This window comes from Archangium primigenium, from assembly GCF_016904885.1.
GTDB classification, from domain to species: Bacteria; Myxococcota; Myxococcia; order Myxococcales; family Myxococcaceae; genus Cystobacter; species Cystobacter primigenius.
Genome location: NZ_JADWYI010000001.1, coordinates 5,169,605 through 5,185,119, shown reverse-complemented (window position 1 = coordinate 5,185,119; position 15,515 = coordinate 5,169,605). Strand labels below are relative to the sequence as shown.

At 71.5% G+C, this 15,515-nt stretch carries 2 protein-coding genes; both read left to right on the top strand.

The genetic code is table 11. The features are described from left to right. Window positions 1-85 precede the first annotated feature (85 nt). On the top strand, window positions 86-5,434 hold the full coding sequence (locus I3V78_RS21380; RefSeq protein ID WP_338023696.1) for a beta-ketoacyl synthase N-terminal-like domain-containing protein: 5,349 nt from the start codon (window positions 86-88) through the stop codon (window positions 5,432-5,434). A gap of 66 nt (window positions 5,435-5,500) precedes the next feature. Then, window positions 5,501-15,511 (top strand): type I polyketide synthase, encoded by a 10,011-nt coding sequence (locus I3V78_RS21375; protein ID WP_204490306.1) that lies wholly within the window; start codon window positions 5,501-5,503, stop codon window positions 15,509-15,511. Window positions 15,512-15,515 lie beyond the last annotated feature (4 nt).

The window sequence follows — 15,515 nt, the reverse complement described above, 5'->3', positions numbered from 1 at the left end:
AGGGAAACCTCCATTGCCGGAGTGTTAAGGACATGATACCTGTTACCAATCAGGAGTTATTTCCTTTCAACAACCTGTTGGGAGAGTGGCCTTGTCTACAGTGAATCGGGTGCTTCGCGCGCTCGAACAGGCGGAAGCGAAGATCGTGGCGCTCGAGCAGCGCCGCGACGAGCCGATCGCCATCGTGGGACTTGGCTGTCGCCTGCCCCAGGGCAACTCCCCGCAGGACTTCTGGCGCACGCTCGAGTCCAGGGTGGACGCGGTGGCGGAGATTCCCGAGTCGCGCTGGCGGCTCGACGAGTCGCTGCGGAGGGCGCGCTGGGCGGCGCTGCTGCGTGACGAGGACGTCATGGGGTTTGACGCCGGCTTCTTCGGCGTCTCGCCGCATGAGGCCGCCGCGATCGATCCCCAGCAGCGGCTGTTTCTCGGGGTCTCCGTGGAGGCGCTCGAGGACGCGGGCATCGCGCTCGAGTCGGTGCGGGGCTCGCGAACGGGGGTGTTCGTCGGGATGATGACGCTGGACTACCAGCACCTCTCGATGGAAAGCCCGCTCGAGAAACTCGACATCTATACGTCGACGGGCATCGGGGCGTGTTTTGGCAGCGGGCGCCTGTCCCACCTGCTCGGCTTCGAGGGGCCGTCGCTCTCCACCGACGCGGCCTGCTCTTCGTCCCTGGTGGCGCTCCATCTGGCGTGTCACAGCCTGCGCGCGCGGGAGTGCGACCTGGCGGTGGCCGGCGGCGTCAACCTGATGTTGTCGCCGTGGACGATGCACCTGTACGTGAACATGCAGGCGCTGTCCCCCGAGGGGCGCTGCCGCACGTTCGATGCCGATGCCAATGGCTTCGTGCGCGGCGAGGGCTGCGGCGCGCTCGTGCTCAAGCGCCTGTCGGATGCCCTGCGTGACGGGGATTCAATTCGAGCGCTGGTGCGCGGCACCGCGGTCAATCACAACGGGAGATCCAGTGGGCTGACGGCGCCCAACGTCCTGGCGCAGCGGGCGCTGCTGCAGCAGGCCCTGGAGGCGGCGCAAGTCAAACCCCATGAGGTTGGCTACATCGAGGCGCACGGCATTGGTACGTCGATGGGAGATCCCATCGAGATCGAGGCCTTGAAGGCCGTGCTCGGAACCCCCCACGCCGATGGCTCGAATTGCGTGGTGGGCTCGGTGAAGACCAACATCGGCCACCTCGAGGCGGCCTCGGGGGTCGCGGGAATCATCAAGACAGTGCTCGCCTTCGAGCACGAGCGCATTCCGCCGAACCTGCACCTGCAGACCCTCAATCCGCGAATCGAATTGCAGGGCACGGCCCTGTCCATCTCCAGTGAGGGCCGCGCCTGGCCGCGAGGAGCCCAGCCCCGGCGGGCGGGCGTGAGCGCGTTCGGCCTCAGTGGCACGAACGCGCACGTCGTGCTGGAGGAAGCGCCCGTGTCCGCCCGGACCGAGGCGGAACCCGTGGCCGATGGCCAGCCGCACATCCTGCTGGTGACGGCGCGTGGCGAGGCGAGTCTGCGACGTCTCGCCCTGCGTTACGCGGAGCACCTGGAGTCGCAGTCCGCGCCCGCGATCCGGGACGTCGCCTACACGACGACGATGCGGCGCAGCCACCATCCCCACCGGCTGGCGGTGGTGGGCAGGACGTCGGGTGAGCTGGCCACGAGCCTCCGCCACTGGCTCGACGGGAAGGAGGCAGGGCCTCTGCGTGCCGGGCGTGCCGCCCCCAGCGGGGCGGCGACCGTGTTCGTGTACTCGGGTGAGGTGGCCGTCTGGAGTTCCCTGGGCCGCGAGTTGAACGAGCGCTCCGAGGCGTTTGACCAGGCCCTGCGGCAGTGCCAGGAGGCCTTCTCGGCGCTGGGGGCCCCGGTCTCGCTGCACGATGAACTGCGAGCGCCCGTGGCGCCGTCGTCAAGGCATGCCGGGCTGGCACTGTTCGCGCTCCAGGTGGCCCTGACGGCGGAGTGGCGGGCCTGTGGCGTGGTCCCGGATCGGGTGCTGGGCGACGGCGTGGGCGAGGTGGTCGCGGCGCACGTGGCCGGCATCCTGACCCTCGAGGCCGCGGCCGAGCTGGTCTGGCGGCGAGGCGAGGCACCCCGAGCGCTGGCGCCTCGGGCCGGACAGCTCGCGTTCTTCTCGACCGTCACCGGACAGCGGGAGGCGGGAGAGACCCTGGGCGTGGAGCACTGGATGCGCCAGCCGCGCGAGCCGGCCCGGCGGGACGAGGCGCTGCGGCGAGCCCTGGGGGACCAGCCGGGTGTGGTGGTGCGGATGATCGCCTCGGGTGGCAGTGGCCCGGACGTGACGGGACGGCAGCGCCTGCTCGAGGCGCTGGCCGAGGTGTTCGTCGCCGGTGGCGGCGTGGACTGGGCCGAGGGTCCCGAAGCCAAGGGGCGTCTGGTGCGCCTGCCCACCTACGCCTGGGAGCTCGAACGGCACTGGCTCACGCGTTCCACCCCCGCGCCCGGAGAGGCTTCGCCGGCCCGTCCGGACGGTGCGGGGCTCACCGAGCAGGGCGCACAGGAGACCAAGGAGCGCGAGGCCTCCCCATTTCTCGTCCAACGATGGGAGCAACGGACGCCCGTCCAGGAGGCGCGGGGCGAGCGCTCGCGCACGGGCGGCAAGTGGTTGATCGTGAGCGTCGACGAGCCGAGCGGCACTCAACTGGCGACCTTGCTGCGCGCCGCCGGTCAGGACGTGACCGTGTGGCCGTGGGCCGACGGGGACGCCGCCATCGACGCCGCGTTGAACCGGTCCTTTGGCGAGGAGGACGCACGCGGCATCGTGGTGTGCGCGAGCTCCGGGTCGCCGCTCCCGGAGGGCATCGACGGACGGGAGCTGCAGGCCCAGGTGGAGCGGGAGTGCGGCCGTGTCCTGCGGCTCGCCCAGCGCGCGGCCGGGCGGCGGTGGCGGAGAGCCGCGCCTCGGCTCTGGCTGCTCACCGAGTCGTCACAGCGGATCACTCCCGACGAGGTGGGCGGCGGGACGTCGGCGGCCTCGCTAAGGGGCGCCGCGCTCTGGGGCGTGGGACGCACCCTCGGGCTGGAGCATCCGGACCTGCGCTGCACGCGGATGGACCTCGAGGCGAACGCCGAGCTGAATCCAGTGGTCACGGAGCTCTTGCGTGACGCCGCGGACGAGGAGTTGGGTCTGCGCGGCACGTCCTGGTACGCCGGACGCCTGGAGCGCACCGGGCGTGCCTCGGGTCAGACGCGCCGCGAACCCTCGCGGGGCCGGCCCTTCCGCCTCGAGATGGATCGCGCGGGGATCCTCGATCAGATGAAGTTCCGCATGGCGAGCTTGACGCCACCCGGTACCGGACAGGTCCGCGTGAAGGTGCTCTCGGCGGGTTTGAACTTCATGGACGTGATGACCGCGATGGGCATCTATCCGGGCGCCAACACCGGTGGGCTCGAGCCCGTCGTGCTGGGCGGAGAGTGCTCGGGGGTCATCGAAGCGGTCGGTCCCGGGGTCGAATCCCTCGCGGTGGGCGATCCGGTGGTGGCACTCGGCCGGGGCTGCTTCGGCTCGCACCTCACGACGAACGCCGCCTACGTGCAGCGGCGTCCCGAGGCGCTGGACGCGCTCCTGGCCGGCGGCGTCCCCATCGTGTTCCTCACCGCCTGGTATGCGCTCATCACGCTCGGCCGTCTGCAGCCGAAGGAGCGCGTGCTCATCCACTCCGCGGCATCCGGCGTCGGGCTCGCCGCGGTGCAGATCGCGCAGTGGCGCGGGGCCGAGATCTACGCCACGGCGGGCACGGAGGAGAAGCGGGCCCTGCTGCGGCGGATGGGGATCGCCACGGTGCTGGACTCGCGGACCCTCGCCTTTTCCACCCAGTTGCTCGAGGCAACGGGGGGCGAGGGCGTGGACGTGGTGCTCAACTCCCTGTCAGGCGAGGCGATCGAGGCGAGCTTCGCCGCCATGGCGAGCGACGGCCGGTTCTTCGAGATTGGCAAGACGGACATCTACGATCAGAAGCGGGCGATGAGCCTGCTGCCGTTCCGCAAGCGGCTCTCGTACCATGCGGTGGACCTGCTGGGACTGGCGCTGGAGCGCGAGCAGCGTTTCGCGACGCTGTTCGCCGAGGTGATGGAGGCGTTCGCCACCGGCGTGCTCCGCCCACTGCCCACCGCGTCGTTCGACGCGGCGGACACGCTCGAGGCCTTTCGCCAGATGGCCTCGGGCCAGCACACCGGCAAGCTGGTGGTGAAGGTCCAGGAGGCCGAGGTCCAGATGGAGTCGTCGGCGGCCCCGACGATCGACGCGCGGGCCAGCTACCTGGTGACCGGGGGCCCGGGCGTGCTGGGGCTGTCGCTGACCGAATGGCTCGTCGAGCAAGGCGCGCGACAGATCGTCTGGCTGAGCCGCCGGGGTCTGGAGGGAATGCCCGCCGGGGAGGCCGCGCGCCTGGAGGCATTGCGTGCGCGAGGCCTCGAGTTGAAGGCCTGTCCGGGCGACGTGAGCCAGCTGGCCGATGTGGCCGCCGCGGTGGCCGCCGCCGAGGCCATGGGGCCCCTCCGGGGCGTGGTGCATGCGGCCGCGGGGGTGCATGACACCGGTGCGGCGATGCTGACCGCGAAGGTGGCGGGCGCGTGGAACGTGCATGTCGCCACCGCGCGGGCACCGCTGGACTTCTTCGTGCTGTGCTCGTCGGCCTCGGCGCTCCTCGGGGCTCCGGGTAGGGCCTGGGACGCCGCCGCCAACGCCTTCCTGGAGGGGTTGACCCAGCATCGGCGAGGCCGCGACCGGGTGTCGGCGAGCGTGCACTGGGGGCCCGTCTCCACCGCCGAAGGCGGCGCTTCCCTCTCCGCCGCGGGGGTCTGGAGCCTGATCCCTCACGACGTCCGCCGGGCGATGAGCGCCCTGCTCGCGGCCGGTGCCGACAGCGCGGGCGTGATTCGCTTCAGTGCCCGCCAGCTGATCGAATATCACCCGCATCTGGCCACGGGGACCCGCTTCCTGCCCCTGCTGGCGGGTGGTGACGAGCGGCTCCAGGGCGGAGATCGCGCGCTGCTCGCCCGCTTCGCCAAGGCGAACGCGTCCGAGCGGGCCGCGCTGATCGAGCACTTCATCCGTCAGCAGCTCGAGCAGCTGCTGCGCACGGACCTCGAGGGACTCGAGCAGGATCGCCCCTTCAAGTCGCTCGGCATTGATTCCCTGAAGGGGCTCGAGCTGCGCAATCGGATCGAGAGCGCCCTGGGACTCACGCTGTCCGCGGCGCTGCTGTGGGCTTATCCCGACCTGCGCTCGCTGCGTGAATACCTGCTGAGCCGGTTGGCCGTCAGCGCGCCGCCCGGGGTGGAGGAGCGCGGTTTGGCGGGAGCGCGCGAGGAGACGGAACAGCGCGCCCTGATGGACCTGCGTCAATTGTCGGACGAACAGAAAGCCGAGCGGCTCGAGCAAGAACTCGAGGAGCTCGAGCGCCTGCTGCAGTGAGGAGCACGGGCCTTGTCTGAAACAACTCGGAAGTCGCCGGAATCGTCGACGCAGCTCGAGCGCGCGATGGTCGCGCTCAAACGCGCCAGGGAGCAGCTCGAGGCCAAGGAGCGCCAGCGCACCGAGCCCATCGCGGTGGTGGGCATGGCGTGCCGCTTTCCCGGGGGCGCCAATGATCTCGCGGCCTACTGGAGTCTGCTCGAGCGCGGCGGCGATGCCGTGCGGGAGATTCCGGCCGAGCGCGTGCCCGCGGATCCGGCGTTCCCCCAGAGCGTGTCCTCGGCGGCGTTGCTCGACGATGTCGAGAGGTTCGACGCGGAGTTCTTCGGCATCTCGGCGCGGGAAGCCGAGCGGCTCGATCCGCAGCAGCGCCTGCTCCTCGAAGTGACCTGGGAAGCGCTGGAGACCGCCGGTCTCAATCCCAGCGGCCTGTCGGGCTCCCCCACCGGCGTCTTCATTGGTATTGGGGCTCCGGACTATCTGCGGCGGATCCTCCGTTGGAGTCCCTCCGAGGTCGACGCCCAGTCGTTCACCGGAAGTCTCGCCAGCGTCGCCGCCGGCCGCCTCGCCTATACCCTCGGCCTGCAGGGGCCGTGCATGGCGCTCGACACGGCCTGCTCCTCGTCGCTCGTCGCGCTGCACCAGGCGTGTATGAGTCTGCGCGGTGGGGAGAGCGACCTGGCACTCGCCGGGGGCGTGAACCTCATCCTCTCTCCCGAGAGCAGCTATGTGCTGGGCCAGCTCAAGGCCCTGTCTCCCGATGGCCGGTGCAAGACGTTCGACGCGCGCGCCAATGGCTACGTGCGCGGTGAGGGCTGCGGCATCGTCGTGCTCAAGCGCCTGTCGGATGCGCAGCGCGACGGCGATCATATCTGGGCACTGGTGCGCGGCTCCGCCGTCAACCAGGACGGCCGCTCCGCCGGGTTGACCGCGCCAAACATGCTCGCGCAGCAAGCGCTCCTGCGCCAGGCCCTGCGCAACGCCCGGGTGGAGCCAGAGCAGATTGGCTATGTCGAGACGCATGGCACCGGTACGTCGCTCGGGGATCCGATTGAAATCGAGGCCCTCACCGCGGTGCTGGGGGCGCCTCGCGCCGACGGCTCGACGTGCGTGCTCGGCGCGGTCAAGACCAATATCGGCCACCTCGAGGCGGCCGCGGGAATGGCCGGTCTGCTCAAGGCCATCCTGACGTTCAGGCATCAGTCCATCCCGCGCAACCTGCACTTCCAAGCGCTCAATCCCCGGATCTCGCTCGCGGGCACGCCGTTCGTCATGTCCGACGGCCAGCAGCCCTGGCGCGCGGGCGACAAGCCGCGCTTCGCGGAGGTCAGCTCGTTTGGAATCAGTGGCACCAACGCCGCGGTAATCCTCGAGGAGCCGCCGCGTGAGGCGGCCGTCGCGCCCGCGCGGCCAGAGTCCGGTGAACGCACCCACCACGTGCTGACCCTCTCGGCCCGTTCGCCCCGTGCCCTCGAGCGCACCGTGGCCAACGTCGCCAGACACCTGCGGCAGCCGGGTGCGCCTTCGCTCGAGGACCTGTGCTTCACCTCGCGGGTGGGACGCGCGCACTTCGCGTACCGGGCGGGCTTCGTCGCCTCGACCGTCGAGCAGCTCCAGGGTCAGCTCGACGCGTGGCTGGCGAGCAAGACGCCCGGCGCGGCCAACGCCGGCACCGCGGCTTCCCGCCGTCCGAAGATCGCGTTCCTGTTCACCGGGCAGGGGTCGCAATACGTGGGCATGGGGCGTGGACTGCATCGCTCCGAGCCGGTCTTCCGCGCCGCCCTGGAGCGCTGCGTCCAGCTCTTCAACACCGAACTGCCCCGCCCGCTGCTCGAGGTGATGTGGGGGCAAGATTCGACCGAACTCGACCAGACGCTGTACAGCCAGCCCGCGCTGTTCTGCCTCGAGTATGCCCTGGTGGAGCTGTGGCGCTCGTGGGGCGTCGAGCCCGACCTCGTGCTCGGCCACAGTCTGGGTGAGTACGCCGCGGCCACCACCTGTGGGGTGATGTCCCTCGAGGATGCCTGCCGGCTGGTGGCGGCGCGCGCTCGTGCCTGCCACGATCTGGGCCCGGGCGGAGCCATGGCCACGGTCGAAGCGGAACCCTCGCGGGTCGAGGCCGTGCTCGCCACGCTGGGCGGTGGCCTGGCAATCGCCGCCTACAATGGGCCGAGAAGCCTGAGCATCTCCGGTCCGGCCGAGCAGGTGCGGGCGGCGACCGAGGAACTGGTCCGTCAGGGCGCCAAGGTCAAGCCGCTCAAGACCTCGTGCGCGTTCCACTCCCCGTTGATGGCGCCGGTGGTCGCGCCGTTGTCCGCGCAGCTCGCGCGCGTGTCGTTCCATGCGCCCCGCACGAGTTGGATCACCAACGTCACCGCCGACCGGGCCGGTGAGGGCTTCAACGCAGCCGCCTACTGGAGTCAGCAGTTGTGCGCCCCGGTGCGCTTCGCCGAGGGAGTGCGGCGGGCGCGCGAGCTCGGGTGCGAGGTCTGGGTCGAGATCGGACCAAATCCGGTCCTGCTCGGTGCGGTGTCGCGGGTCATCGAGGAGCCGCAGATCACCGCGCCGTCGCTGTACCACGGCCGGGACGACGACGCGGTGCTGGCGCGCGCGGTTGCGACGCTCTACGAGCATGGCGCGAAGCTCGACTGGAGCGCCTTCGATGGGCCGTTCACCCACCGGCGCGTGCCGCTGCCCACCTATCCGTTCGAGCGGGAGCACTACTGGTTCCCGCTGGCCTCCACCCCTGCCCCGCCGCCGGTGAGCGCGAGCACACGCGCGGTGCACCCACTGCTCGGCGAGCGGATGCGGCTGCCCAATCGGGAAACCCACTTCACCCACCGGCTGGAGCCAGCACATCCCAGGGAACTCGCCGAGCACCGCGTCCACGGGCAGGTCGTGGTCCCGGCCGCGCTCTACGTCGCGTCGTTCCTCGCCGCGGCCCGCGAGGTCTCGGGCGGGACGGTTCTCGAGGATGTCGCGTTCACGCGCGCGCTGACGATTCCGGAGGGCGCCGCGGCGCAAGGCGTGCCCGTGTCCGTGGTGGTGACACCGGATGAGGCCGCGGCGCGACTGTCGTTCTTCGGCGGTGGCGATAGCGAGAAGTCAGAGGCCGAGTGGGTGCTGCACGCCAGCGCCGTGGCGAACTCCCGGACGGTCAGTTCCGGGATGGTCGAGCCACGCGAGCTGCGCGGCCGCTGCTCGCGGGCGGTGGTGCCCCAGGACGTGCTGGCGAGCGTCTGGACAGACGCGGGCGCCGGCAATGCACCCCCGATGAGTCTGGGCCCGAGCTTCCGCCGCATCGCGGAGCTCTGGGTGGGCGAGTCCGAGGTGCTGGCGCGGATGACGCACGAGCAGTCCTCGGGACAGGCCGAGCGCTGGGAAGTGCCGCTCACGGTCCTCGACAGTTGTTTCCAGATGCTGGGGGTCGCCGCCTCCGCCCGCGAGGCCCCTGAATCCCGAGAGGCGTGGATGCCCATCGGCATCGACCGCGTCGAGCTCCACCCGGCCGCGGCTCCGTCGGGCACGGAGGTCTGGGCGCACGCCTCGGCGGTGCTGGTCGGCGATGGCTCGATGCTCCGCGGTGATGTGCGGCTGTTCGACGCCTCGGGCACGCTGCTCGTGACACTCTCCGGGGTGAGTCTCAAGAAGGTGTCGCGCTCCGCCCTGTTGCAGCCGCCGGCGTGGCGTCAGTGGCTGTATGCGCTCAACTGGCGCCGCCTCGAGCCGACGCCAGGCGCGGGTGTGACGACGGAGGGATCGTTCGCCGTCATCCTCGACCGTCACGGCCAGGGTGAGCGTTTCGCCCACGAACTCGAGGCGCGCGGCATCGCCGTCGCGCGCTTCTCCGGGCCGCTGGAGTTGGAGAGCGCTCCACCCCTCGACGTCACCCACGTGGTGTCGTTCGCGGCCCTCGATGGAGGGAGGCCCGAGGAGGTGACGTCGCGGGCCCTGACCCTGCTGCAGACGGCCAGCCGCCTGCCCTGGCGCCGTGCCCCGCGCCTGTGGTGGGTGACCTCCGGAGCGCAAGCCGTCGAAGGCGAGGGACGCCCGGTGTCCATCGCCCAGGCGAGCCTCTGGGGACTGGCGCGTTGCGCCGCCCTCGAGTTGCCCGAGATCTGGGGGGGCCTCGTCGACCTGGACCCGCGCGATGGCGCCGGGGGCGTCGCCCTCTTGCTGGAGGTGCTCGCCGGCACGGAGTCTCAGCTCGCCGTGCGCTCCGGGGCCTTCTATACCGCCAGGCTCGAGCGTTCTCGGCACCGCGACACGCCGCCGCTGCGGCTGCGGCTGCGCGACGACGCCACCTACCTCATCAGCGGGGGCCTGGGCGGCATCGGCTGGCCGCTCGTCGAGGCCTGGGTCGAGCGCGGAGCGCGCCACCTGGTCCTGCTCGGACGCTCGGCACCCTCGGCCGAACAGCAGCGCCAGCTGTCCGAGTACGCGCAGCGCGGCATCACCGTCCACGTGCTCGGGGTCGACGTGACCGACGGCCCCGCGCTCGCGGCGCGTTGGGACGCCCTCCACGCGCGGCTCCCGCCACTGCGCGGCGTGGTGCACGCCGCCGGAGTGCTCGATGACGCGGCGCTGCTGCGCCACACCGAGCGCCACCTGCGCGACGTGATGGCCCCCAAGCTGCTGGGCGGAGAGAACCTGCTCCGGCTCACCGAGGGAGCACCGCTCGACTTCTTCGTGCTGTTCTCGTCACTGGCCGGCGTCCTCGGCTCCCCCGGTCAGGCGAGCTACGCGGCCGCCAACGCCGGACTGGACGCGCTCGCCCACGACCTGCGCGCACGGGGTGTTCCCGCGCTGAGCATCGCCTGGGGCCCCTGGAGCGTCGGTTTCGCGGCGGAGCACCAGCAAGCGCTCACCACCCGTGGGGTGGCGCCGCTGCCGACTCCGCTCGCCCTCGAGGCGCTCGGCGAGTGTATCGCGCTGGGCGGTGCCCACCTCGTGGTGACCGCCGCCGACTTGTCGGAGGTGGCGGCACGAGTCCCCGAGCGGTCCCGCGCGATCCTCGAACGTTGGACGGCGCGGGCCCCCGAGCCCTCCACACTCACGGCGCCTTCGCGGACCCGCGGCTTCGTCGCCGAGGTGCTCGCCGCCCCCGCGCCGCGGCGACGCAACATGGTGCTCGAGCGCATCACGCACGAAACCCGCCAGCTCCTCGGCCGGGCCGCGCACGTGCGCATCGATCCCACCCAGAGCCTGTTCGAGCTGGGGCTCGACTCACTGAGCGCCGTACAGTTCCGCACCGCGCTGCAGGACGCGTTCGGTCGCACCCTGCCCGCCTCGCTGGCGTTCGAGCACCCCACGCTCGACGCGCTCGCCGACGCACTGCTCGCACGGGTCGAAGCCGAGAGCATCGCCGCCGAGGTCCCCGCCGCGCCCGCGGCCAGCCATGGCCCGCTCGCGCCCACCGACGAAGGCGTCGAGACGGCGCTCGAGGGATTGCGCGAGGGCCGATTGTCCCTGCCCTCGCTCCCGCCCTCGACCCTGGCCACCCTGGCGGAGACGGTCCGGGCACGCATGCCCGAACTGCCGGTCCTCACCGCCGAGCCGATCGCCATCGTGGGCATGGGGTGCCGCTTCCCCGGTGGGGTCGGCTCGCCCGCCGAGCTGTGGACGATGCTGAGCGGTGGCGTGGACGCCATCACCGAGATCCCCGCGGACCGTTGGGATCGCGACGCCTGGTATGATCCGGACCCCGACGCGCCTGACAAGACGACGATCCGTCACGGCGGCTTCATCGACGACGTCGCCGGCTTCGACGCGGGCCTCTTCCGGATCTCCCCCCGCGAGGCGCGGTGCATGGATCCGCAGCATCGTCTCCTGCTCGAGGTCGCCTGGCAGGCGCTCGAGAACGCCGGGCAGGATCCCCAACGCCTGATGGGCACCAACACCGGTGTCTTCATGGGCTTCATGAACAACGACTACGCGAGCCTCGCCGAACTGGCGGAGCTCGAGGGTCATCTGGCGACCGGCAACGGCATCAGCAACGCGGTGGGCCGGCTGTCGTTCGTGTTGGGCATCCACGGTCCCTCGGTGGCGCTCGACACCGCGTGCTCGTCGTCGCTGGTGGCCATCCATTCGGCGGTGGAGAGCCTGCGCAAGCGCGAGTGCAACCTGGCGCTGGCCGGCGGTGTCAGCCTGATTTTGTCTCCCGGGCTCACCATCCTCATGTCCAAGCTGGGCGGCCTGGCGCTGGACGGCCACTGCAAGACGTTCGATGCCGCGGCCGATGGCTACGTGCGCTCCGAGGGCTGTGGCGTGCTCGTGCTCAAGCGCCTGTCGGATGCACAGCGTGACCGGGACCGGATCGTGGCGGTGGTCCGTGGCTCCGCCGTCAACCACGGCGGCCGGAGCGGGGGCTTCAGTCAACCCAACGCGCGCGCCCAGCAGGCCCTGCTGCGTGAGGCGCTGACGCGCAGTCAGACGCTGCCCCAACAAGTGAGCTATCTCGAAGCGCACGGCACGGGCACGCCGCTCGGCGACCCAATAGAATACCGGGCGGCGGCGGCGGTGTACTCGAACGGACGCGACGCCAACGCGCCGCTGCACATCGGCTCCATCAAGACGAACATCGGTCACGCCGAGGCCGCGGCGGGAGTGGCCGGGGTGATGAAGGTCGCCCTGGCGCTCCAAGCGCGGCAGATCCCTCCCCACCTGAACCTCAAGAAGCTCAGTCCCGAGATCGATCTGGACGCGGTCCCGGCGCGCATCCCCACCGAGCTGATCCCCTGGCAGCCGATCGGTGGACGGCGCATCGCCGCGGTCAGTGGCTTCGGCATGAGCGGCATCAACGCCCACCTGCTCCTGGAGGAGGCCTCCCCCGTCAGCGCGAGCGAGCCGTCGGCTCCGGCGCGCACCGAGCTGGTGGTGCTGTCGGCTCAATCCGAGGCGGCGCTGGTGGCACTGGCGACGGCCTACCAGGAGCACCTCGCCGGAGACTCGGCTCTCCTGCCCTCGCTCCACGACCTCGCGGGGAGCGCGGGCGCGCGTCGCGCCCACCACGAGCTGCGGCTGGGGCTCGTCGCCAACGATCTCGCCGAGGTGCGCCAGGGGCTCGCCGCCTTCCTGCGTGGCCAGACCGGGGGCCGTGTCATCACGGGCGCTTGCGAGGCTGGCAGGAGGCCCCGCGTCGTCTTCGTGTGCCCGGGCCAGGGCTCGCAGTGGTTGGGGATGGGGCGCGAGCTGCATGCCCACGAGCCGGTCTTCCGGGAGGCCCTCGCCGCGTGCGAGCGCGCCATGCGACCGCACGTGTCCTGGAGCCTCGTCGAGCGCCTCCACGCGCCCGAGCCGCCCACGGGTATCGACGTCATCCAGCCGCTGCTGTTCGCGATCTCCGTCGCCCTCGGCATGCAGTGGCGTGCCTGGGGCATCGAGCCCGACGCGGTGGTGGGCCACAGCATGGGCGAGGTCGCCGCCGCCCACCTCGCGGGCGCCCTGAGCCTCGAGGATGCCGCGCGGATCATCTGCCGCCGCAGCAAGCTGATGCTCGAGGTCGCTGGCCGCGGCGCCATGGCCATGGTCGAGCTCGGCGCCCAGCAGCTCGAGCCGCGTCTGGCGGCCTACGGGGACACGCTGTGCGTGGCCGCCTCGAACAGCACGCGCTCGTCGGTCATCACCGGCGAGGCCGCGGCGGTCGAGCGATTGCTCGCCGAGCTCAAGGCGGAGCACGTGTTCGCCCGGCTCATCAAGGTGGACGTGGCCTCGCATGGCCCGCAGGTGGATCCCATCTCCCGCCCGCTCGTCGAGTGTCTGCAAGGGATTCGTCCGACCGCCGCGGCCCTCCCCTTCTGGTCCTCGGTCACCGCGTCGCTCGGGGAAGGGACCGAGCTCGGGCCGGAGTACTGGATGCGCAACCTGCGCCAGCCGGTGCGGTTCGCGCAGACCCTCACCGCGCTTCTGGACTCCGAGCACACGCTGTTCGTGGAGCTGAGCGCCCATCCCGTCCTGGCCACCGCGATCGAGCACACCGCGCAGGACAGTGGCCACGGCGCCTGGGTGGTGGGCAGCCTCGAGCGGGACAAGCCGGAGCGCGCGTCCATGCTGCGCTCCCTCGCCGAGCTGTACGCGCGGGGCTATCCCGTCGACTTCCGTCGGCTGTATCCCGACAGCGTCGCGGTGGCGCTGCCCACGTATCCGTTCCAGCGGCAGCGCCACTGGCTGGAGCTGGCCAAGACGACGCCGCTCCTGCTGCGGCACCGCGCCGACCTGAAGAGCGCCGCCACACCGGCTCCGACGCCCTCCGTGGGCACCCAGGCCCCCGGGGCCGAGCTGCTGACCGGGCTCACCTGGCAACCCATCGATCCGCCGAGCCCGACCGGGTCGGGACGCCGCTATCTGATCTTCGCCGACCGGGGTGGCATGGCCGAGTTGCTCGCCGCCGCGCTCCAGGAGCGGGGCCATTCGTGCGCGGTGCTGCCCGCGGGGGATGCCGCGCCGCAGGAGGCCGCCCTCGCCGCTCTGGCGGACGGCAGCCCGTTCCATGGAGGCATTCACCTCGGGGGTCTCGACGCCGCGAACGTCCCGGACGATGGGGCGGTGGCGGCCTCGGCGGTGTTGGCCGGCGCCCTTACCCGCGCCCTGACCACGCTCGAGCGCTACGGCTCTCCTCCGCTGTGGCTCGCCACCCGGGGCGGCCAGAGCCTCGACGGCGAGGCGCCGAATCTGACCCAGGCGGCCCTCTGGGGCCTGGGGCGGGCGATGGCCACGGAGTTTCCGGCACTGCGCAGCGCCCTCATCGATCTGGACCCCGCGGTCACGAAGGATCGCGTCCCGAGCGAGGCGGCCGAGCTTTGTCTTTGGCTCACCACCTCGCACGGGGAGCAGCAGGTCGCGCTGCGCGCCGGTCAGGCGCGGGTGGCACGGCTGACGCGCTCGGTCGAGTCCTCCCCGGGCGCCCCGATCTCCCTCCAGGGCGACCGGACGTACTGGCTCACGGGCGGGCTCAGCGGCCTCGGGGGCGCCCTGGCGCACGAACTGGTGTCACGCGGAGTCCGGCACCTCCTGGTCACCGGCTGGCGGGATGCCGCCGACCGGGCGCGCGGTGACGAGACAGCGCGGACCCTCGAAGCGGCAGGCGCTTCGGTGCTGCTCGCCGAGACATCGCTGTCCGACGCCACGGCCATCGCCTCCCTGCTGGCGGCACTGCCGCGGCCCCTGGCGGGAGTGATCCATGCGGTGGCGCCCGCCGCCACGACGACCACCCGCTCGGCCCCCCCTTCCGAGGAAGCGTTGCGCTCGGCGGTGTCAACGCTGGCCGACGAGAGCTGGCGCCTGTATCAGGCCACCCACGGGCACGCGCTCGACTTCGTGATGTTGTTCGGCCCGGCGGCGATGCTGCTCGGCGGCGTCGGGCAGAGCGCGACGTCGGTCGCCACCGAGATCTCCGTCGCGCTCGCCGCGCGTTGGCGGCGCGAGGGCGGATCGGCACGCGCCTTCTTGCTGGCGAGCTGGCCCGGCGCCGAGGAGCCCGCGCTCGATGGCGTCGGGATCTCCACGGTGGACACGAAGAGGCTGCTCGACACCGCGCTCCACGCGGTGACCCCCGGGAGCGCCGGAGCACCGGGACAGGTACTCGCGTCGATTGACTGGTCCCTGTTCCGCAACGCCTACGCCCAGCGCGCCGACGAGCGATTCCTTGGCCAGCTCGGCCAGCTCGAGCGGGCGGCCTCCTCCGGCGGCTCCTGGCGCGACGGCTTGAAGGGCCTGCCCGCCGAGGCGGCACGAAAGCGCCTCCACGAGCTGGTCGCTGACGAGGCCCGGCAAGTGCTCGGACTCTCCTCGGAGCAGCCCTTGTCGAGCCGCCTCACCTTCACCGAGCTCGGCATGGACTCGGTGATGGCGCTCAAGCTCATGACGCGGCTGGGACGTGCCTTGGAGGTGCGCCTGGCCACCGTGCTCATCTTCGAGCACCCCACCCCCGCGGAGCTGACGGAACACCTCGCCCATGACGTCCTCGCGTTGCCGCCCGAAACGGTGGCCGCGGCCACCCGCGGCTCCGAGTCCGAGGACGACGACCTCTCCGAAGACGAGCTGGCGAACATGTTGATGCTCAAGCTGGGCGGTCACTGAGGTC